The organism is Limnohabitans sp. WS1 (genome assembly GCF_003063265.1).
Lineage (GTDB): Bacteria > Pseudomonadota > Gammaproteobacteria > Burkholderiales > Burkholderiaceae_C > Limnohabitans_A.
Genome location: NZ_NERU01000014.1, coordinates 74,208 through 94,144 on the forward strand (window position 1 = coordinate 74,208; position 19,937 = coordinate 94,144).

The 19,937-nt window shown below is 60.2% G+C and carries 17 protein-coding genes; 10 read left to right on the top strand and 7 right to left on the bottom strand.

Annotation, left to right across the window (positions count from 1 at the left end; translation table 11 throughout):
- Positions 1-7: 7 nt before the first annotated feature.
- Positions 8-3,886, bottom strand: a complete 3,879-nt coding sequence (locus tag B9Z48_RS15835; protein ID WP_108379665.1) for a DUF3683 domain-containing protein — start codon at positions 3,884-3,886, stop codon at positions 8-10.
- Positions 3,887-4,166: 280 nt separating this feature from the next.
- On the opposite strand from B9Z48_RS15835, the gene ugpB reads away from it, so the two are divergent.
- The 5 genes from ugpB (at position 4,167) to ugpQ (ending at position 9,197) form a co-directional block, all read left to right on the top strand.
- On the top strand, positions 4,167-5,471 hold the full coding sequence (gene ugpB / locus B9Z48_RS15840) for a sn-glycerol-3-phosphate ABC transporter substrate-binding protein UgpB (RefSeq protein WP_108379667.1): 1,305 nt from the start codon (positions 4,167-4,169) through the stop codon (positions 5,469-5,471).
- 98 nt (positions 5,472-5,569) lie between these two features.
- The gene (ugpA, locus tag B9Z48_RS15845) at positions 5,570-6,451 is read left to right on the top strand and encodes a sn-glycerol-3-phosphate ABC transporter permease UgpA (RefSeq protein WP_062406255.1); all 882 of its coding nucleotides are present in this window, start codon (positions 5,570-5,572) and stop codon (positions 6,449-6,451) included.
- 9 nt (positions 6,452-6,460) lie between these two features.
- On the top strand, positions 6,461-7,315 hold the full coding sequence (gene ugpE, locus B9Z48_RS15850; protein WP_108379669.1) for a sn-glycerol-3-phosphate ABC transporter permease UgpE: 855 nt from the start codon (positions 6,461-6,463) through the stop codon (positions 7,313-7,315).
- A gap of 110 nt (positions 7,316-7,425) precedes the next feature.
- Positions 7,426-8,439 carry a sn-glycerol-3-phosphate ABC transporter ATP-binding protein UgpC gene (gene ugpC / locus B9Z48_RS15855; RefSeq protein ID WP_108379671.1) on the top strand — a complete coding sequence of 338 codons (1,014 nt, stop codon included), beginning with the start codon at positions 7,426-7,428 and terminating at the stop codon, positions 8,437-8,439.
- Positions 8,436-9,197, top strand: a complete 762-nt coding sequence (ugpQ, locus tag B9Z48_RS15860; RefSeq protein ID WP_108379673.1) for a glycerophosphodiester phosphodiesterase — start codon at positions 8,436-8,438, stop codon at positions 9,195-9,197. The genes ugpC and ugpQ overlap by 4 nt, the downstream gene beginning before the upstream one ends.
- Before the next feature lie 7 nt (positions 9,198-9,204).
- Here the strand turns inward: ugpQ and B9Z48_RS15865 are convergent, their stop codons facing one another.
- Complete coding sequence (locus tag B9Z48_RS15865; RefSeq protein ID WP_233261161.1) at positions 9,205-10,119, bottom strand: tripartite tricarboxylate transporter substrate binding protein; 915 nt, start codon at positions 10,117-10,119, stop codon at positions 9,205-9,207.
- 110 nt (positions 10,120-10,229) lie between these two features.
- Complete coding sequence (locus tag B9Z48_RS15870) at positions 10,230-10,505, bottom strand: hypothetical protein (protein WP_108379677.1); 276 nt, start codon at positions 10,503-10,505, stop codon at positions 10,230-10,232.
- Positions 10,506-10,643: 138 nt separating this feature from the next.
- Here B9Z48_RS15870 and hemA point away from each other — a divergent pair, with 138 nt between their 5' ends.
- The 4 genes from hemA (at position 10,644) to grxD (ending at position 14,367) form a co-directional block, all read left to right on the top strand.
- Positions 10,644-11,915, top strand: a complete 1,272-nt coding sequence (hemA, locus tag B9Z48_RS15875) for a glutamyl-tRNA reductase (RefSeq protein WP_108379747.1) — start codon at positions 10,644-10,646, stop codon at positions 11,913-11,915.
- A gap of 85 nt (positions 11,916-12,000) precedes the next feature.
- Entirely contained in the window at positions 12,001-13,089 is a 1,089-nt protein-coding gene (prfA, locus tag B9Z48_RS15880; RefSeq protein ID WP_108379749.1) for a peptide chain release factor 1, read from the top strand.
- Positions 13,089-13,958, top strand: coding sequence for a peptide chain release factor N(5)-glutamine methyltransferase (gene prmC / locus B9Z48_RS15885; RefSeq protein ID WP_108379679.1), 870 nt, complete (start codon positions 13,089-13,091; stop codon positions 13,956-13,958). The genes prfA and prmC overlap by 1 nt, the downstream gene beginning before the upstream one ends.
- Positions 13,959-14,043: 85 nt before the next feature.
- Positions 14,044-14,367, top strand: coding sequence for a Grx4 family monothiol glutaredoxin (grxD, locus tag B9Z48_RS15890; RefSeq protein ID WP_053171770.1), 324 nt, complete (start codon positions 14,044-14,046; stop codon positions 14,365-14,367).
- A 61-nt stretch (positions 14,368-14,428) separates the two neighbouring features.
- Here the strand turns inward: grxD and B9Z48_RS15895 are convergent, their stop codons facing one another.
- Entirely contained in the window at positions 14,429-15,034 is a 606-nt protein-coding gene (locus B9Z48_RS15895; protein WP_089959901.1) for a lytic transglycosylase domain-containing protein, read from the bottom strand.
- A 32-nt stretch (positions 15,035-15,066) separates the two neighbouring features.
- Positions 15,067-16,812 (bottom strand): proline--tRNA ligase, encoded by a 1,746-nt coding sequence (locus B9Z48_RS15900; RefSeq protein WP_089959904.1) that lies wholly within the window; start codon positions 16,810-16,812, stop codon positions 15,067-15,069.
- Between the two features lie 99 nt (positions 16,813-16,911).
- Here B9Z48_RS15900 and B9Z48_RS15905 point away from each other — a divergent pair, with 99 nt between their 5' ends.
- Positions 16,912-17,529 carry an RNA pyrophosphohydrolase gene (locus tag B9Z48_RS15905; RefSeq protein WP_108379681.1) on the top strand — a complete coding sequence of 206 codons (618 nt, stop codon included), beginning with the start codon at positions 16,912-16,914 and terminating at the stop codon, positions 17,527-17,529.
- Positions 17,530-17,558: 29 nt separating this feature from the next.
- Here B9Z48_RS15905 and proB read toward each other — a convergent pair whose 3' ends face one another.
- Positions 17,559-18,695 carry a glutamate 5-kinase gene (proB, locus tag B9Z48_RS15910; protein ID WP_089959915.1) on the bottom strand — a complete coding sequence of 379 codons (1,137 nt, stop codon included), beginning with the start codon at positions 18,693-18,695 and terminating at the stop codon, positions 17,559-17,561.
- Between the two features lie 57 nt (positions 18,696-18,752).
- Positions 18,753-19,868: an Obg family GTPase CgtA gene (gene cgtA / locus B9Z48_RS15915; RefSeq protein ID WP_089959920.1), complete on the bottom strand. Its 1,116-nt coding sequence runs from the start codon at positions 19,866-19,868 to the stop codon at positions 18,753-18,755.
- Between the last annotated feature and the right edge of the window lie 69 nt (positions 19,869-19,937).

Consider the following 19,937-nt stretch of genomic DNA (forward strand, 5'->3'; position numbering starts at 1 on the left):
GCCGGGCTTACACCAGCACGCGCTCAATGCCGCCTGCATTGGCGGCGCTGACGTACTCGGGCATCCAGTTCTCGCCCAGGATGTGCTTGGCCATCTCGACGACGATGTAGTCGGCTTCGAGCAGGCCGTTTTTCATGTCGTCGCCAAAGCGCGACAAGCCTTGCAGGCAGCTCGGGCAGCTGGTCAGGATTTTCACGTTGGCTTGCGGGGCCAGCGCACCGCTTGCGCGCAAGGCGGCTTCGCCTTTGAGCAACTCTTCTTCCTTGCGAAAGCGCACCTGGGTCGAGATGTCCGGGCGCGTCACGCCCAGCGTGCCCGACTCGCCGCAGCAGCGTTTGCTCTCCAGAACGTTGTCACCCATCAAGGCCTTGACGGTCTTCATGGGCTCTTGCTGCTTCATGGGACTGTGGCAAGGGTCGTGGTAAAGATAGGCCCCGCCCGCGTCCAGCTTCATGCCCTTTTCGAGCAAGAACTCGTGGATGTCGATGATGCGGCAGCCGGGGAAGATCTTGTCGAACTGGTAGCCCTGCAGCTGGTCATAGCAGGTGCCGCAGCTCACCACCACGGTCTTGATGTCCAGGTAGTTCAGCGTGTTGGCCACGCGGTGGAACAGCACACGGTTGTCGGTGATGATCTTCTCGGCCTTGTCAAACTGGCCCGAGCCCTTTTGCGGGTAGCCACAGCACAGGTAGCCCGGTGGCAACACGGTCTGCACGCCCACATGCCAGAGCATGGCCTGAGTGGCCAAGCCCACTTGGCTGAACAGGCGCTCAGAGCCACAACCGGGGAAGTAAAACACCGCTTCGGACTCCGAGGTGGTGGCCTTCGGGTTGCGGATGATGGGCACGTAATCGTTGTCTTCGATGTCCAGCAGAGCACGCGCGGTTTTCTTGGGCAAGTTGCCCGGCATTTTTTTGTTGATGAAGTGGATCACCTGCTCTTTGATGGGCGCGGTGCCCACCGATGCAGGCGGTGCGCTGGTCTGCTTGCGGGCCACGCCCTTGAGCAAACCGGCCACAAAGCGCTGCGCCTTCATGCCCACACCCACCATGGCGGCACGCGCCAGCTTGATGGTCTCGGGGTTGGTGGCGTTGAGCATGAACATGGCGGCAGCATTGCCGGGCCGGAAGCTCTTTTGCCCCATCTTGCGCAACAGGTTGCGCATGTTCATGGACACATCGCCAAAGTCGATGTTGACCGGGCAAGGCGTCAGGCACTTGTGGCACACGGTGCAGTGGTCAGCCACATCTTCAAACTCTTGCCAATGCTTGATGGAGATGCCCCGGCGGGTTTGCTCTTCGTAGAGGAAAGCCTCGACCAGCAAAGAGGTCGCCAAAATCTTGTTGCGCGGGCTGTAGAGCAAATTGGCACGCGGCACATGTGTGGCGCACACGGGTTTGCACTTGCCACAGCGCAGGCAGTCTTTCACGCTGGCGGCAATCTCGCCAATGTCGGACTGCTGCATGATCAGCGACTCATGGCCCATCAGGCCAAAGCTGGGGGTGTAGGCGTGCGTCAAATCGGCCGCATGCACATCGTCGCCCAAGCCCGTCAGGGCCGCGCCACGCAGCAGCTTGCCTTTGTTGAAGCGCCCTTGTGGGTCCACCTTGGCTTTGTAGGCGGTGAAGTTGGCCAACTCGTCGTCGGTCAAAAACTCCAGCTTGGTGATGCCAATGCCGTGTTCGCCCGAGATCACGCCATCCAGGCTGCGGGCCAGCACCATGATGCGGGCCACCGCCTCGTGCGCGGTTTGCAGCATCTCGTAGTTGTCGGAGTTGACCGGGATGTTGGTGTGCACATTGCCGTCACCTGCGTGCATGTGCAGCGCCACCCACACGCGACCTTTGAGCACGCGTTGGTGAATGGCCGTGACTTCGGTCAGGATCGGCAAAAAGGCCGAACCGGAGAAGATGTTCTGGAAAGCTGGGCGAATTTGCGTCTTCCAGCTGGCGCGCAGGCTGTGCTCTTGCAACTGATGGAACAGCGCGTCGACATCGGTCAACCAGCCTTGCCACTGATCGCGCACTTCGCGCACCACCGCCAGGGCTTGCGCCACGCGGTCTTCCAGCAACTCGGCCGAAGGAATGTCGCTGGCATCGTCTTGCTTGCCCAAGGGCAGGTTGCCCTTTTGCAGAAAATCTTCCAGCTCACGGCAAAACTGCAGTTTGTTGCGCAGGCTGAGTTCGATGTTGATGCGCTCGATGCCGTCGGTGTACTCGGCCATGCGTGGCAGCGGAATGACCACGTCTTCGTTGACCTTGAAGGCGTTGGTGTGGCGCGAAATAGCCGCTGTCTTTTTGCGGTCGTGCCAGAACTTTTTGCGCGCCTCGGGGCTGATGGCGATGAAGCCTTCGCCGCTACGCGAGTTGGCGATGCGCACGATCTCGCTGGTCGCCTTGGCCACGTCGTCGGCGTTGTCACCGGCGATGTCACCGATCAAGACCATCTTGGGAAAGCCACCGCGCTTGCTCTTGGTGGAATAACCCACGGCCCGCAAATAGCGGTCGTCCAAGTGCTCCAAACCGGCCATCACGGTGCCGGTGCGCTTTTGCTCGGCAAACATGAAGTCTTTGATCTCGACGATGCTGGGCACCGCCTCGCGGGCGTGGCCAAAGAACTCCATGCACACGGTGCGGGTGTGGGTGGGCATGCGGTGCACGACCCACCGGGCGCTGGTGATCAGGCCGTCGCAGCCTTCTTTTTGCACACCGGGCAAGCCGCTCAAGAACTTGTCGGTCACGTCCTTGCCCAAACCTTCCTTGCGGAAAGTCTTGCCCGGAATGACCAGGGTTTCGGTGCGGATCGGGGTTTTGCCGTCGGCCTTGAAGTAACGCAGCTCAAAGGTGGCGACCTCGGCGTCGTGGATCTTGCCCATGTTGTGGTCCATGCGCACCACATCCAGCCATTCGGCGTCGGGCGTGACCATGCGCCAGCTGGCCAGGTTATCCAGTGCCGTGCCCCACAACACCGCCTTTTTGCCGCCTGCGTTCATGGCGATGTTGCCGCCCACGCAGCTGGCTTCGGCCGAAGTTGGGTCCACCGCAAAGACAAAACCGCCGCGCTCGGCCGCATCGGCCACGCGCTGGGTGACCACACCGGCTTCGGTGTAAATGGTCGGAATCTTGTGCGCAATGCCCGGCAGGTCGATCATTTCGACCTCGGTCATGGCTTCGAGCTTTTCGGTGTTGATGACCGCGCTCTTCCAGGTCAGCGGGATCGCGCCCCCCGTGTAGCCCGTACCGCCGCCGCGTGGGACGATGGTCAAGCCCAAATCGATACAGCCTTTGACCAGCCCAGCCATTTCGACCTCAGAGTCAGGCGTCAGCACCACAAAGGGGTATTCCACACGCCAGTCGGTGGCGTCGGTCACATGGCTCACACGCGAGAGGCCATCGAACTTGATGTTGTCTTTGGCCGTCAGGCGGCCCAAGGTCTTTTGCACCTGGCTGCGCAGCTTGGCCATGCGGGTGAAACGCTCGCTGAACTGCGTCACGGCCTGGGCGGCCATGGCCAGCAATTGGCCAACCAAGGCGTCGCGGGCAGCATCCACACTCGGGGTGCGGCGCTTTTGCACCTCGCCCAGGCGGTGCTGCAGGGCCTCGACCAGCAGTTTGCGGCGGGCCGGGTTGTCCAACAGGTCGTCTTGCAGATAAGGATTGCGCTCCACCACCCAGATGTCACCCAGCACTTCATACAGCATGCGGGCAGAGCGGCCCGTGCGGCGCTCCTCGCGCAGCTGGTTCAGCAGGTCCCAAGCTGACTCACCCAGCAAACGCAACACGATTTCGCGGTCTGAAAAGCTGGTGTAGTTGTAGGGAATTTCACGCAAACGCGGCGCTTCGGCGTCGGCTTGCATCAAATGTTGGAGCGTAATGGGTGCATTCATGGGGCTAGGCTCAGTCAAAGGCGTCGCTCAAGACGCTGTCAGCCAGACCCGAAACCAATGTCAAACCGGCTGAGGCTGAATGTTACCGCAGTGCAACAAACACGCGCCGGGGGTGGGGGCACCTGTCACCTGAGAGTCACGGCTCATGGAAAATCCGGATTGTCACTTTGAATTCATCCATCCCTAATAGACTTGTCATTTTTCAAAGGCACAGTCATCGCGTCAGAATGCCCCAAAACAGGGGGCTTTTTGATTGTTCAAGCTTTTTTCAGGAACTTTCATGAAACTCAAACTCTCCCTCACCGCCCTCGCCTTGGGCCTGGCCAGCGTGTCAGCCCAAGCCCAAACCGAAGTCCAGTGGTGGCACTCCATGGGCGGTGCCTTGGGCGAGTGGGTCAACGACCTGGCCAAAGACTTCAACGCCAGCCAAAAAGATTACAAAATCGTGCCCACCTTCAAAGGCAGCTACGACGAGTCCATGACCGCCGCCATCGCCGCCTTCCGTGCCGGCAATGCCCCGCACATCCTGCAGGTGTTCGAAGTGGGCACCGCCACCATGATGGCCAGCAAAGGTGCCATCGTGCCTGTCGGCGAGGTCATGAAAAAAGCCGGCGTCACTTTTGACGCCAACGCCTACGTGCCTGCAGTGGCCGGTTATTACACCGCTCCCAACGGCCAGATGTTGAGCTTCCCCTTCAACAGCTCCACCACAGTCTTCCACTACAACAAAGACGCCTTCAAGGCCGCTGGCCTGGACCCTGAAAAGCCACCAAAGACCTGGCCTGAAGTGGCGCTGGCCGCAGGCAAGCTCAAGGCCTCTGGCCACAAATGCCCATTCACCACCAGCTGGGTGAGCTGGACGCAGCTCGAAAGCTTCTCGGCCTGGCACAACACCGAGTTCGCCTCCAAAGGCAACGGCATGCGCGGCATTGATGCACGCCTGACTTTCAACAGCCCGCTGCATGTGCGCCACATCGACAACTTGGCCAACATGGCCAAAACCGGACTGTTCGTCTACAAAGGCCGGGGCAACGCGGCCGATGCGGTGTTTGTGTCGGGCGAATGCGCCATGACCACCGGCTCGTCTGCGCTGTACGGCAACATCAAGCGCAACGCCAAGTTCGCCTCCGGCATCTCCACCCTGCCTTACTACCCCGATGTGGCGGGTGCACCCCAGAACACCGTCATTGGCGGTGCCAGCCTGTGGGTCATGTCGGGCAAGAAAGACAACGAATACAAGGGCGTGGCTCAGTTCTTTGCCCACCTGTCCAAGGCCGAAGAAGCGGCCAAGAGCCACCAGCGTACCGGCTACCTGCCACTGACCAAGGCGTCTTATGAGATGACCGAGAAATCGGGCTTCTACAAGCAAAACCCTGGCACCGACGTGTCGGTGGAGCAGATGATCCGCAAGACCACCGAGAAGTCACGCGGCATACGTTTGGGCAATTTTGTGCAAATCCGCACCATCAACGACGAGGAACTCGAACAGGTCTGGGCCGGTAAGAAAGCGCCCAAAGAAGCCCTGGACGCCGCAGTCAAACGTGGAAACGAGCAGCTCGAGCGCTTCCAAAAAGCCAACAAGTGAGCCCGCGCCCCGGGCCGTCTGCCCGGGTTTTGTCTTGAAAGCAGGGGCCATGTGCCCCTGCTTTTTGAGCTTTTGTGGCTCACCTAAACTCTGCCCCTATGGAAAAACGCGTTCGATTTCAGTCCCGCTGGTTGCCTTGGCTTTTGGTGGCTCCCCAAATGGCCATCGTGCTGGTGTTCTTTTTTTGGCCCGCCGGGCAGGCGCTTTACCAAAGCGTGCTGTCACAAGATGCTTTTGGCACCAGCACCGAATTTGTCGGACTGGAAAATTTTGAGCGCCTGTTTGCCGACAGCACTTACCTCGAATCCTTCAAGACCACGGCGGTTTTTTCCTTGCTGGTGGCTTTTTTCGGCTTGAGCATTTCGCTGCTGCTGGCCGTGATGGCCGACCGGGTGCTCAAGGGCGCTGCCATCTACAAAACCCTGCTGATATGGCCTTACGCCGTGGCCCCGGTGGTGGCAGGCGTGCTGTGGCTGTTCATGTTCGCCTCGCCCATGGGCGTGATCGCCTTTTATTTACGCTCGGTGGGCATCGAGTGGAACCACTTGCTCGATTCGGGCCATGCCATGACGCTGATCGTGGTAGCGGCCGTGTGGAAGCAAATCTCCTACAACTTCCTGTTCTTTTTGGCGGGGCTGCAGTCCATCCCCAAATCCCTGCTGGAGGCGGCGGCCATTGACGGGGCCAGCCCTTGGCACCGCTTTTGGACCATCGTGTTCCCGCTGTTGTCGCCCACCACGTTTTTCCTCTTGGTCATCAACGTGGTTTATGCCTTTTTTGACACCTTCGGCATTGTCGACGCCACTACCCAAGGCGGCCCCGGCAAAGACACGGCCATTTTGGTCTACAAGGTTTACTACGACGGCTTCAAGGCGCTGGACATGGGCGGCTCGGCCGCACAGTCGGTCATCCTGATGCTGATCGTGGTGGCACTGACAGTGGTGCAGTTCCGTTTTGTCGAGAAAAAAGTCCAGTACTGAGCCCGCCCCATGATTGAAAAACGCCCCGGCCTCACGGTCCTGTCCCACCTGGTGCTGATCCTAGGGGTGGTGATCGTGGCCTTCCCTCTGTACCTGACTTTTGTCGCATCGACCCAAAGCGCTGCCGAGATCGCCCAATCGGTGCCCATGTCCATGTGGCCCGGCAGCCACGCGCTGGAGACCTACAGAACCGCCCTGTTTGGCGGCGAAACCAGCGCAGGCAGCCGCATCCCGGCGGCAGCGCCCATGATGTGGGTCAGCTTGGTCAGTGCGCTGGTCATTGCCATTGGCAAGATCGCCATCTCTTTGCTCTCGGCTTTTGCCATCGTGTATTTCCGCTTTCCGCTGCGCAACCTGGTGTTCTGGATGATTTTTGTCACCCTGATGCTGCCCGTCGAAGTGCGCATTGGCCCCACCTACGAGGTGGTCTCCAACCTGGGCATGCTCAACAGCTACGCGGGCCTGACGGTGCCGCTCATCGCTTCGGCCACGGCCACGTTTTTGTTCCGGCAGTTTTTCCTGACGGTGCCTGACGAGCTGGTGGAAGCCGCACGCATGGACGGCGCGGGTCCCATGCGGTTTTTCATCGACATCCTGCTGCCACTGACACGCACCTCGATTGCGGCGCTGTTTGTGATCCAGTTCATCTACGGCTGGAACCAATACCTGTGGCCACTCTTAGTGACCACCAACGAAGACATGTACCCGGTGGTCATGGGCATCAAACGCCTGATCGCGGGCGAGGCTTACACCGAATGGAACGTGGTCATGGCCACCGCGATTTTGGCCATGCTGCCCCCGGCGCTGGTCGTCATCCTGATGCAAAAATGGTTCGTCAAGGGCCTGGTTGATACGGAAAAATAATAACCCCGGGGACAGACCCATTTGAAGCGTTGCTCTGTCCTCGTCGAATTAACAAGCCGGGGACAGACCGCTGCGAAGCGGCGCTCTGTCCTCGTCTGATCAAAAAACATATGGCTGCCATCACCCTCTCTCACATCCTCAAAACCTATGGCCAAGGGGCCAAGGCCAACACCGTCATCCACGACCTGAGTGCACAGATCGCACACGGAGAGTTCGTGGTCATCGTCGGGCCTTCGGGCTGCGGCAAATCCACCTTGCTGCGCATGGTGGCGGGCCTGGAAGACATCTCGGGCGGCACCATCTCGATCGGTGATCGCGTGGTCAACGACCTGGAGCCGGCCGAACGCGACATCGCCATGGTGTTTCAAAACTACGCGCTGTACCCGCACATGAGCGTGTTCGACAACATGGCCTATGGCCTGAAAATCGCCAAAGTGCCAGTGGACGAGATCAAAGCCCGGGTGGACAAGGCCGCAGGCATTCTGGAACTCTCCCACCTCTTACAGCGCAAGCCGCGCGAACTCTCTGGCGGCCAGCGCCAGCGCGTGGCCATGGGCCGCGCCATCGTGCGCCAGCCCCAAGTCTTTTTGTTTGACGAACCGCTGTCCAATCTGGACGCCAAACTGCGTGCCCAAACCCGGCTGGAAATTCAAAAACTGCACCGCGAACTCGGCATCACCAGCCTGTTTGTCACACACGACCAGGTCGAAGCCATGACCCTGGCCCAGCGCATGATCGTGATGAACGGCGGCCACATGGAGCAGTTCGGCACGCCCGAAGAGGTCTACAACCGCCCGGCCAGCACCTTTGTGGCCAGCTTCATTGGCTCGCCCCCGATGAACTTGCTCCAACAAGCCCCAGACACCCCGGCAGGCCGCATTCTGGGCATTCGACCCGAGCACATGGACATCACGCCAACAGGCTGGCCTTTGCAGGTGGAAACCGTGGAGCTGCTCGGCGCTGAGCGGCTGGTGCACGCCCGTTTGGGTGCAGAAAACCTCACGCTGCGCCTGGACGCATCCCTGCCCGCCCCTTTAGCAGGCGAATCTTTTTGCATCACCCCCCGCGCGGACAAACTCCACTGGTTTGACGCCAAAACCGGTCAACGCATCGCCACAGCATGAACCCCACCAACGCCGAGACCGCCCTCCCCGCCTGGCCCTACCCGCGCTGGATCGCGCACCGGGGTGCGGGCAAGCTCGCCCCGGAAAACACCTTGGCCGCCTTCCGGCTGGGCGCGGCGCACGGCTACCGCATGTTTGAATGCGACGCCAAGCTCAGCGCCGACGGCGTGGTGTTCCTGATGCACGACGCCACGCTGACGCGCACCACCAATGGCCAAGGCATCGGCGGTGAGCTGCCCTGGCATGCCCTGTCGCAGCTGGACGCAGGCAGCTGGCATTCGCGCAGTTTTGCGGGCGAGGCCTTGCCCACGCTTGAAGCACTGGCGCGGTTTTGCCTCAGCAATGGCCACCTGCTGAACATCGAAATCAAGCCCACGCCGAACACCGAAGCCGCCACGGGAGAGGCCGTGGCCCGCTTGGCTGCTCGTCTTTGGGCGGGCGCTGCCGTGCCACCGCTCCTGACATCGTTCAAACCGGATGCATTAGCTGCCGCACAAAGAGCTGCACCCGAATTGCCACGCGGCTTGCTGGTCGACACGCTTTGGACCGGCTGGTTTGAGAAAGCGCAAGAACTCAAATGCGTGGCCGTGGTCGCCAACTACGCTCTGTGGGACGCGGCCACCGTGGCCCAAGTCCATGGCGCAGGCATGCGGTGCCTGAGCTACACCGTCAATGACGACTGGGCCGCACAGCACCTGCTGGCCCTGGGCACCGACGGCATCATCACCGACCGGGTGGATCTTTTCAGCCCGGCCTGAGCGCCCCTTAATCGAGCTTGGCCCCCGATTTCTGAACCACCGCCGCCCAGCGCGGCATTTCGGCCGTCAGGAATTTCGCAAAGTCCTCAGCCCCCAAATAGGCCGGATCGGCCCCTTGCGCCACCATGCGTTGGCGGATGTCGGGTTGGTTCATCACGGCCTTGAACGCGTCGCTGAGCTTATTCACCACGTCTTTGGGTGTGCCTGCCGGGGCCAAAAATCCATAAAAGCCAACCACTTCGAAATTCTTGATGCCGGTTTCCATCACGGTGGGGATATCGGGCAAGGCCGGGTTGCGCTCGCGGCTGGTCACGGCCAGTGCCCGCACTTTGCCTTGCTTGTGGTATTGGGCAGCTTGCGGAATGCTCTCGGCCATGAATTGCACCTGCCCCGCCATGAGGTCGGTGAAGGCGGGGGCGCTGCCGCGGTAAGGGATGTGCACCATGAACAGCCCAGTGGCCGACTTGAACATCTCGGGCACCAAGTGGCTGCTGCCGCCATTGCCCGCCGAGCCGTAGTTGATCTGGCCGGGACGGTCTTTGGCATAGGCCACAAACTCCTGAAGCGTGTTGGCAGGCACTCTGGGGTTGACCAACAGCGCCAGCGGCTGCATGGCGGTGCGGGCCACGGGCACAAAGTCACGCAAGGTGCTGTAAGGCAGCTTGGTGTACAGCGCCGGGTTGATGACCATCACCCCGGTGTTGGCCAACATGAGCGTGTGGCCATCGGGCGTTGCACGCATGACTTCTTGAGCGCCCACGGTGCCGCCCGCGCCTGCTTTGTAATCCACCAAAATGGGCTGCCCGAGCTGGGCCTGCAGCCGGTCGGTCAGCAGGCGGGCGTGCTGGTCGAGCGGGCCACCCGCCGGGAAACCCATCACCACCCGGATCGGTTTGGTTGGAAAAGCCCAGGCACTGCCCATGGCTGCGGCCAAACCAATCGAAACGATGAGCTTGGTGATGCGTTTTGTAGTCTGTGTCATATGAACTCCCTTCAGTGGTTGAAATTGGCAGAGAAAGCCTTACAGGGTTGTCAACGGCGTTTCCAGGCTTTGTTCAAAACCCATTCCAGCGTTGCGGCGGTCAGCACCAGAACGATGTAAGTGTTCATTTTTCCATCTTGCCCCTGTACCCACAAGCCGGCCACCAACACCAACACCCCACTCAAGGCGTGCAGTCCCATTCGACGTCCCCACGATGAACCACCCGGCCCCATGACCCATCGCCCGGCCAAGGGCATGAACACGGCCATGGCCAAGGCGGGCATGACAAAGCCTAAAAAATGCAACATCAATTGCCAAAATGTCATATTGACTCGATTTTGTGGAATAGAGAGACAGCTTTTACCTGTTTTTTGACTTTAAATTGTGCCTTCAAAGACACGTCAATCAAATTCCTCACCCATCGTGTCAACTCAAGTTGACAGACCGTGCCTATAATGGACCTCATGGCTGTTTGGACTTTGGGCTTGAACCACACCACTGCACCGCTCGATTTGCGCGGCAGGTTTGCTTTCGCCGTTGACAAATTGGTCCCTACTTTGCAAGGTTTGCGCCGAGACTTGGCCCACCGCATCGCACAAGAGCCCGAAGCGGCCATTCTTTCGACCTGCAACCGAACCGAAATTTATTGCGCCGCTGACCAAGCGGCCACCAACGACACTTTGCGTTGGTTGGCGCAAACAGGCGGCGTCAGCGCTTCTGAACTCCATGCGCACACTTACTTGCTCGAAGGCAATGAGGCGGCCCGACACGCTTTTCGTGTGGCCAGTGGTTTGGACTCGATGGTTCTGGGCGAAGCCCAAATTTTGGGTCAACTCAAAGATGCCGTGCGAGCGGCCGAGCAAGCTGGTGCTTTGGGCAGCACCCTGAACCAGCTCTTTCAGCGCAGCTTTGCTGTCGCCAAAGAAGTGCGCAGCTCTACCGAAATTGGAGCCCACTCCATCAGCATGGCCGCCGCCTCGGTGCGACTGGCGAGCCAATTGTTTGAAGACCTCAAGGACATTCGCATTTTGTTTGTGGGTGCCGGAGAAATGATTGAGTTGGTGGCAACCCACTTTGCCGCCAAACAGCCCCACAGCATGGCCATTGCCAACCGCAGCCTGGACCGGGGTGAACTCTTGGCCAGCCGTTTTGGTGCCGAAGTGATGCGCCTGGCCGACCTGCCCGAGCGTTTGCACGAGTTTGATGCCGTCATCAGTTGCACCGCCAGCACCCTGCCCTTGATTGGTTTGGGCGCGGTGGAACGGGCCCTGAAAAAGCGCAAGTACCGCCCCATGTTCATGGTCGATTTGGCGGTGCCCCGTGACATCGAACCCGAAGTCAAGTCCCTTGAAGATGTGTACCTCTACACCGTGGACGATTTGGCCAGCGTGGTTCAAGCAGGTCAGGCTCAGCGTCAAGCGGCCGTGGCCGAGGCCGAGGTCATCATTGACGCTGGGGTACAAAGCTTCAGCCACTGGCTGGGCCAGCGCGACACGGTGCCCCTGATTCAACAACTGCAAAACCAGGCCGACGCTTGGCGCGAAGCCGAATTGGCCAGGGCAAAAAAGCTCCTGGCCCGGGGCGACGACCCTGTTGCCGTGATGGAAGCCTTGTCCAAAGGTTTGACCCAAAAAATGATGCATGGTGCTCTGGCCGAATTGCGCGGCGCAGACCCGGAACACCGCGCACAGACCATGCACACCGTGCAGCGCGTGTTTTTGCGCAAAGAGCGTTAGCGACAAACTTTGTAGGCCAGGGCTTTCGCTCTGACACATGGCTTTTTCTGGCACTCAAGCGCCAAGCTACACAAATTTTGTTCGCATGAAACCTTTTCTCATCCAACAACTCGAACGCTATGCCCTGCGTTTGACGGAGCTGGACTTTCTGCTGTCCCGCGAAGACATCATGGCCGACATGACGCAGTTCCTGAAACTGTCGCGGGAACATGCCGAGGTCAGCGCCGTGGCCTCGCGATTTGCCCGCTTTCAGCAACGCAACGCTGACTTGTTCTCAGCCCAAAGCATGCTGGACGACCCTGACTTGCGTGACATGGCCGAAGAGGAAATCGCCAGCGCCAACGCCGAGCTGCAAACCCTCGAAGCTGAACTGCAGCGCATGCTGTTGCCCAAAGACCCCGACGACGCCCGCCCGGCCTTTGTCGAAATCCGTGCAGGCACCGGGGGCGACGAGTCGGCCCTGTTTGCAGGGGACCTGCTGCGCATGTACTCGCGGTACGCCGAAAGCCAGGGCTGGCGGTGCGAAATCGTCTCGGAATCGATGAGCGAACTGGGCGGCTACAAAGAAGTCGTGGTGCGCATCGAGGGCGACCAGGTTTACGGCGCACTCAAGTTTGAATCCGGTGGTCACCGGGTGCAGCGCGTGCCCGCCACCGAAACGCAAGGCCGCATTCACACCAGCGCCTGCACCGTGGCGGTCTTGGCCGAGCCTGACGAAGCCGAGGCCATCAAGATCAACCCTTCGGACTTGCGCATCGACACCTACCGCGCCAGCGGGGCGGGTGGGCAGCACATCAACAAAACCGATTCGGCCGTGCGCATCACCCACTTGCCCACCGGCATCGTGGCCGAGTGCCAGGATGGCCGCAGCCAGCACAGCAACAAGGCCCAGGCCCTGAAAGTGCTCACAGCCCGCATTCAGGAAAAAGACCGTGCCGAACGCGCCGCCAAAGACGCGGCTGAGCGCAAGAGCCTGATCGGCAGCGGCGACCGCAGCGACCGCATCCGCACTTACAACTTTCCGCAAGGGCGCCTGACCGACCACCGCATCAACCTGACTTTGTACAAGCTGCTCACCATCATGGAGGGCGATTTGCAGGACGTGGTCCACGCGCTGCAAAGCTACGAAGCGGCCGAACAGCTGGCCGCGCTGGAAATCGGGGCCACCGCCTGATGCAGACCGCCGACACCGTCACCGCGTGCCTGCGCCAAGCCCAAACCCAAGGATTGGCCCGGGTGGACGCGCAGATCTTGCTGCTGCACAGCCTGCAACGCCCGCTGCACGACCGCGCTTGGCTCTTGGCCCACGACAGCGACACCTTGACGCCTGCGCAAACAAACGCATGGCAAGACGCGCTGCAGCGCCGCCTGAGCAGTGAGCCCGTGGCCTACATCACCGGAAGCAAGGATTTTTTTGGCCTGACGCTGGCCGTGGATGCGCGTGTACTGGACCCGCGCCCCGACACTGAAACCCTGGTGGACTGGGCTCTGGCGTGTCTGGCTGATTCCGCGCCCTCATCTTCCTCCTCCAATCGCTCGCTCCGCATTCTCGACCTGGGCACGGGCAGCGGCGCGGTGGCCCTGGCGCTGCAACACGCCCGGCCCGATGCCACCGTGTGGGCTGTAGACGCCAGCGAAGACGCCCTGGCCGTGGCCCGCGCCAATGCCGCCCGCTTGCAGCTGCGCGTGCAATTCATCGCCAGCGACTGGCTGAGTGCAGTAGACATCCAGCGCACGGGCCGTTTTGACCTCATCATCTCCAACCCCCCCTATGTGGCCGAAAGCGACCCGCACCTGGCCGCACTGACACACGAGCCCCTGCAGGCCCTGACCAGCGGCCCCGATGGCCTCGATGACATCCGCCAAATCATCGCCCAAGCCCCTGCCTGTCTGACCCCGGGCGGCTGGCTGCTGCTCGAACACGGCTGGGACCAGGCGACCCATGTACAAGCGCTGCTGCGCGAAGCCGGGTTTGAGCAGGTGCAGTCGCGCCGCGATCTGAGCGGCATCGAGCGGTGCACGGGCGCGGCCATGCCGAAGTGACAGCAACATCCCTGTGAAAATGGCAGACTTTCAATCAGAGACATAATTCACCCTATACGACATCGACCCCATTTGGAGCAACACCATGAGCGACACCCAGCAACGCATCGACGAACTCGTCAAAGGCAACGAGATCACCCTGTTCATGAAGGGCAGCGCCAGCTTCCCCATGTGCGGTTTTTCTGGCCGTGCCATTCAGATCCTCAAAGCCGTCGGCGTGGACCCCAAGACGGTCAAAACCGTGAACGTGCTGGACGACGCTGAAATCCGCCAGGGCATCAAGGAATACAGCAACTGGCCCACCATCCCCCAGCTCTACGTCAAAGGCGAATTCATCGGCGGCTCGGACATCATGATGGAAATGTACGAATCGGGCGAGTTGCAGCAGGTCATCAACGGCCAAGCCTGATCAACCACCACACTCGGGCTTCAAATCCCGCCAGAGCCACCTTCGGGTGGCTTTTTTGTTTTCAATCCACCACATGAACCCACAGCCGCTGTGCCGCGAACACGGCCTGTGGATAGGCTGACTTGCCACGGCTGCCGTTGTAGCGGCCAAGCCCCATGAACAGATCCCCACGCTCTCGATCCAGCAAATACCGAAGAATGACGCATCCAAAACGCAAATTGGTCTGCATGTGGAACAAACGGCTTGCGTTGCCATCCCCAATCAGCCTTGCCCAAAAGGGCATCACTTGCATATAACCCATGGCCCCAGCGCTGGAAATGGCGTATTTTCGGAAGGCGCTTTCGACCTGTACCACACCCAGTACCAGGGACAGGGGCAGGCCCGCTCTGCGGGCTTCGTACCAAAGGGTTTGCAAAAACTCCTGGCGCTCAGTCGGGTGGTTTTTGTAGCGAGCCAGTCGCTGACTGCTGAACGCCTGCCATTGGGCATAGGCCTGCTGCTCTTGGGGCGTGCTCAGCAGCGGTTCAGGCGGGGCAGCGGCCATTACCGCCGCACTCAGGGCAGAACGCACCGAGTGGGACAAAGGCTCTTCGATTTGGGAGCCGGCCCGGACGACACCGGCCGGACATAGTCCCAGCAGCATTTGGGCCAGGAATGCGCGGCGCATTGGGCGGGTACTCAGCGGCACCTTTGCATGTTTCAGGCCGCCAGTCGCGCCTTGAGGTGATCAAGGATCTGTGCCACAGCGACTTTGCTCGATTCGACATCGCGGCGGTGTTGGTATTCCACCAGAGCGTCTTTGAGGCCCTTGTCGCCAATCGTGATGCGGTGCGGCACACCGATCAACTCCCAGTCTGCAAACATGGCACCCGGACGCTCACCCCGGTCGTCCAGGATCACGTCCACACCGTCGGCCAGCAAAGCGGTGTAAATCCGCTCGGCTTCTTGCTTGACGGCTTCGCTGCGGTCCATGCCAATAGGGCAAACCACCACGGTGAAGGGGGCAATGGCGTCGGGCCAGATGATGCCGCGCTCGTCGTGGTTTTGCTCAATGGCGGCGGCGGGCAAGCGCGTCACACCAATGCCGTAGCAACCCATTTCCAGAAACTGTGGCTTGCCGGTCTCGTCCAGGAAAGTGGCATTCATGGCCTTGGAGTATTTGGTGCCCAGATAGAACACATGGCCCACCTCAATACCTCGCTCAATGGCCAGCTCGCCCAGGCCGTCGGGCGATTTGTCACCCGCCACCACATTGCGGATGTCGGCCACCAAGGCGGGCTCGGGCAGGTCACGCCCCCAGTTGACACCCGTGATGTGGAAGTCTTCTTCGTTGGCCCCACAAATCCAGTCGGCCATCACGGCCACGTCGCGGTCAGCCACCAAGTGCACGGGCTTCTTCAGATCCAATGGGCCCAAATAGCCAGGTTTGCAACCAAAGTGATCTTCAATTTCGCTCAGAGTGGCAAAGCGGAAGCCGCCCTCCATGCCGGGCAGTTTGCCCACTTTGACTTCGTTCATGTCATGGTCGCCGCGCAGCAGCAACAGCCAGACTTGTGACTTCACGATCTCGCCCTGCTCATTGAGTGAGTCGGTGGCCAGCACCAGCGACTTGACGGTGGTGGACAGAGGCACGTTCAGCAAGGCGGCGACGTCTTCACAAGTGCTCTTGCCGGGCGTGGGCGTTTTGGTCAAGGCTTGCTTGGCCTCGCTGCGAGGCACGCTGGGCGCCAAGGCCTCTGCCTTTTCCATGTTGGCGGCGTAGTTGCTGGTGGGGCAGTACACGATGGCGTCTTCACCGGTGGCTGCGATCACCTGGAATTCTTCGCTCAAGTCGCCACCAATGGCCCCGCTGTCAGCGGCCACTGCGCGGTAGGTCAAGCCAAAGCGATCAAAAATCTTGCGGTAAGCACCGGCCATGACCTGGTAGCTGGCCTTGGCGCTGTCCATGTCGCGGTCAAAGCTGTAAGCATCTTTCATGATGAATTCCCGGCCACGCATCAGGCCAAAGCGGGGGCGGCGCTCGTCACGGAATTTGGTCTGGATTTGGTAGAAGTTTTTGGGCAGCTGTTTGTAGCTGCGCACTTCCTGACGCACCACATCGGTCACGACCTCTTCACTGGTCGGCTGGATCACGAAGTCACGGCCGTGGCGGTCCTTGATGCGCAACAGCTCTGGGCCCATCTTGTCAAAGCGTCCCGTTTCTTGCCACAGCTCGGCCGGCTGCACCACGGGCATGGTCATCTCGATGGCACCGGCACGGTTCATCTCTTCGCGCACAATGGCTTCGACCTTGCGGATCACGCGCAAGCCCATGGGCATGTAGTTGTAGATGCCCGCACCCAATTTTTTAATCATGCCGGCGCGGGTCATCAGCTTGTGGCTGGCGATCTCTGCGTCAGCAGGTGCTTCTTTGAGAGTTGAAATCAGGAACTGGGAAGCTTTCATGGCATGAAACTAACAAAACTGGGACATCAGGGAAACATCCAAGAGCCAGCGCTGATGCGGCGTGCATAATGGACACAATTTAAAATTTTGAGGTTGATTATGCTTGACCGTGAAGGCTTTAGGCCGAACGTCGGCATCATTCTGCTCAACCAGAGAAACCAGGTTTTCTGGGGCAAGCGCATCAGAACCCACAGTTGGCAGTTTCCACAAGGTGGTATTGACCGGGGTGAGAGCCCCGAACAAGCCATGTTTCGGGAACTCCATGAAGAAGTGGGGCTCCACCCAGAGCATGTGCGCATCGTTGCCCGAACCCGTGACTGGTTGCGCTATGAAGTGCCAGACCGCTTCATCCGTAGGGATGCGCGTGGGTTTTACAAAGGCCAGAAACAAATCTGGTATCTGCTCCAATTGGTCACGCACGACCACCATTTGAACCTGCGCGCCACGGACCACCCCGAGTTTGATGCTTGGCGCTGGAACGATTACTGGGTGCCTCTGGATGTGGTGGTGGAGTTCAAGCGTGGCGTTTACGAAATGGCGCTCACCGAGCTTGCCCGTTTTTTGCCGCGAAACGAACGGCAAAATCGCTACCTGCGGGGCGGTATGCGTGGTCCACGTGAAACTTATGAACCCGACCACTCCTCCATGGAGATGCACCCACCTGCCCACATGGAATTACCCCCAGGGGCCAGCTTTGACCCCAACCCACAAGGTTGAATGAGCATCTTGTTCGGCGTGGCGCGATCTCAGTGCGACAAGATCATGTTGTCGCGGTGCACCATTTCGGGCTCAGCGGTGTATCCCAACAAGACCGCATAGTCGTGTGAAGGTTTGCGGCACAGCAAACGAGCCTCTGCACTGGCGTAATTGGCCAAGCCACGGGCAATTTCAGCGCCTTGCTCGTCTCGGATGGCGATCACATCGCCCCGAGAGAACTCACCCGCCACACCCGTCATGCCAATGGGCAGCAGGCTCTTGCCCTCGGTCAGCACCTTGTGGGCTGCACCCGCATCCACCGTGACCGAGCCCCGCAGTTGCAGGTGGTCGGCCATCCATTGTTTGCGGGCTTGCTGTTTAGCGGTCTGGGCCACCAGCAAAGTGCCCATGTTGTCACCTTGACTCAGGCGCAGCAGCGCATCGGGTTCGCGCCCCCAGGCGATCACGGTGGACGCGCCTGAACCTGCGGCCCGCTTGGCTGCCAGGATTTTGGTGATCATGCCACCCTTGCCGATGCTGGAGCCCGCACCACCCGCCATGGCTTCCAGGGCAAGATCACCGGCACGGGCTTCGTGCACAAAGGTGGCCGAGGGGTCTTTGCGTGGGTCTGCGGTGTACAGGCCTTTTTGATCGGTCAGGATGACCAGCAAGTCGGCTTCGATCAGGTTGGCCACCAAAGCGCCCAAGGTGTCGTTGTCACCGAACTTGATCTCGTCGTTGACCACCGTGTCGTTTTCGTTGATCACGGGCAAGACGCGGTGCTGGAGCAAGGTCAGCAAAGTGGAGCGGGCATTGAGGTAACGCTCACGGTCGGCCAAGTCGGCATGCGTGAGCAGGACCTGGGCGCTGCCCATGCCGTTCTCCCGCAGTTTGGTTTCGTACATCTGCGCCAGGCCCATTTGGCCCACGGCAGCGGCGGCTTGCAGCGCCGGCACTTCACTCGGGCGGGTGGTCCAGCCCAGGCGCTTCATGCCTTCGGCAATGGCGCCGCTGGAGACCATGACCACTTCTTTGCCCTGGGCGCTGAGCAGCGCCATTTGGCGGCACCACTCGCCAATCGCACCCTCGTCCAGCCCCCGGCCTTCGTTGGTCACCAGGCTGGAGCCGACTTTGACGACGATACGGCGTGCATCGCGCAACAGAGAGGAAACGGCGGCAGAGGTCATGCTGAAAAGTTGGCTTGGCGTTGAAACAGCGCTTGAAAGGGGCTGGGAGTGGCTGCGTCAGTCGGGCAGCGGCTTGAAGCGCGGATCATCGGCATCGGGCTCTTGCGGCTTATCCTGCTCTTTGAATCGGGGATCAATGTCCACCACGCCTTGCTCGATGATCTGCTGAGCGCGGATGTGCTTGTAAATTTCCTTGATCAGCGGCTCGCAACCTTCGCGGGTCAGGGCCGAAATCTGGAAAACCGGACCTTTGTAGCGCATGCGCTTGATGAAGTCCTTGACGCGGGCTTCGCGCTCATCGGCGGGCACCATGTCCAGCTTGTTGAGCACCAGCCAGCGCGGCTTGTTGTAAAGACCGGGATCGTATTTTTTGAGTTCGGCCACGATGGCCTTGGCTTGCTGCACCGGGTCGACGTTCTCGTCAAACGGCGCAAAGTCGACCACATGAAGCAACAAACGGGTGCGCTGCAGGTGGCGCAAAAACAAATGACCCAAGCCAGCACCTTCCGACGCGCCTTCAATGAGTCCCGGCACATCGGCCACCACAAAGCTTTGCTCAGGGCCGACGCGGACCACACCCAGATTGGGGTGCAAGGTGGTGAAGGGGTAATCGGCGATTTTGGGGCGGGCGTTCGAGACGGCAGCAATGAAAGTGGACTTGCCCGCGTTGGGCATGCCCAGCAGGCCCACGTCGGCCAGCACCTTCAGCTCAAGCTTGAGCTCTTTCTTTTCACCCAACCAGCCAGGTGTTTTCTGGCGCGGGGCGCGGTTGATCGCGCTTTTGAAGCGCATATTGCCAAAGCCGCCGTCGCCGCCCTTGGCGATCATGATGGTTTCACCCGGCACCAGCAGCTCATACAACACTTCGCCGGTTTCGGCATCAGTGATGATGGTGCCCACCGGCATTTTGAGGGTGACGTCGTCGCCCGCTGCGCCGAACATATCCGAGCCCATGCCATGCTGGCCCCGCTTGGCCTCATGGCGGCGCGAGTAGCGGTAATCGACCAGGGTATTCAGGTTGATGTCGGCAAACGCGAACACATGCCCGCCTCGACCACCATCCCCCCCGTTGGGGCCACCAAATTCTTTGTACTTTTCGTGTCGGAACGAGACGCAGCCGTTCCCGCCGTCACCTGCGGCGATGTCAATATAGGCTTCGTCAACGAACTTCATGAGATTTCCAGTGTAGCGTGAGGCCCTGACGTTAATCCACGACAGGGCCAGAAAAGCGAAAAGCCCCGT

Excerpts from the sequence above, each read along its gene's own strand:
- B9Z48_RS15895 (WP_089959901.1), bottom strand. The coding sequence starts at position 15,034 with ATGCGCCGCGCATTCCTGGCCCAAATGCTGCTGGGACTATGTCCGGCC.
- B9Z48_RS15870 (WP_108379677.1), bottom strand. The coding sequence starts at position 10,505 with ATGACATTTTGGCAATTGATGTTGCATTTTTTAGGCTTTGTCATGCCC.
- B9Z48_RS15835 (WP_108379665.1), bottom strand. The coding sequence starts at position 3,886 with ATGAATGCACCCATTACGCTCCAACATTTGATGCAAGCCGACGCCGAA.
- ugpB (WP_108379667.1), top strand. The coding sequence starts at position 4,167 with ATGAAACTCAAACTCTCCCTCACCGCCCTCGCCTTGGGCCTGGCCAGC.
- proB (WP_089959915.1), bottom strand. The coding sequence starts at position 18,695 with ATGACCTCTGCCGCCGTTTCCTCTCTGTTGCGCGATGCACGCCGTATC.
- B9Z48_RS15905 (WP_108379681.1), top strand. The coding sequence starts at position 16,912 with ATGCTTGACCGTGAAGGCTTTAGGCCGAACGTCGGCATCATTCTGCTC.
- cgtA (WP_089959920.1), bottom strand. The coding sequence starts at position 19,868 with ATGAAGTTCGTTGACGAAGCCTATATTGACATCGCCGCAGGTGACGGC.
- ugpA (WP_062406255.1), top strand. The coding sequence starts at position 5,570 with ATGGAAAAACGCGTTCGATTTCAGTCCCGCTGGTTGCCTTGGCTTTTG.
- prfA (WP_108379749.1), top strand. The coding sequence starts at position 12,001 with ATGAAACCTTTTCTCATCCAACAACTCGAACGCTATGCCCTGCGTTTG.
- B9Z48_RS15900 (WP_089959904.1), bottom strand. The coding sequence starts at position 16,812 with ATGAAAGCTTCCCAGTTCCTGATTTCAACTCTCAAAGAAGCACCTGCT.
- ugpQ (WP_108379673.1), top strand. The coding sequence starts at position 8,436 with ATGAACCCCACCAACGCCGAGACCGCCCTCCCCGCCTGGCCCTACCCG.
- ugpE (WP_108379669.1), top strand. The coding sequence starts at position 6,461 with ATGATTGAAAAACGCCCCGGCCTCACGGTCCTGTCCCACCTGGTGCTG.
- grxD (WP_053171770.1), top strand. The coding sequence starts at position 14,044 with ATGAGCGACACCCAGCAACGCATCGACGAACTCGTCAAAGGCAACGAG.
- prmC (WP_108379679.1), top strand. The coding sequence starts at position 13,089 with ATGCAGACCGCCGACACCGTCACCGCGTGCCTGCGCCAAGCCCAAACC.
- ugpC (WP_108379671.1), top strand. The coding sequence starts at position 7,426 with ATGGCTGCCATCACCCTCTCTCACATCCTCAAAACCTATGGCCAAGGG.
- B9Z48_RS15865 (WP_233261161.1), bottom strand. The coding sequence starts at position 10,119 with ATGGGCAGTGCCTGGGCTTTTCCAACCAAACCGATCCGGGTGGTGATG.
- hemA (WP_108379747.1), top strand. The coding sequence starts at position 10,644 with ATGGCTGTTTGGACTTTGGGCTTGAACCACACCACTGCACCGCTCGAT.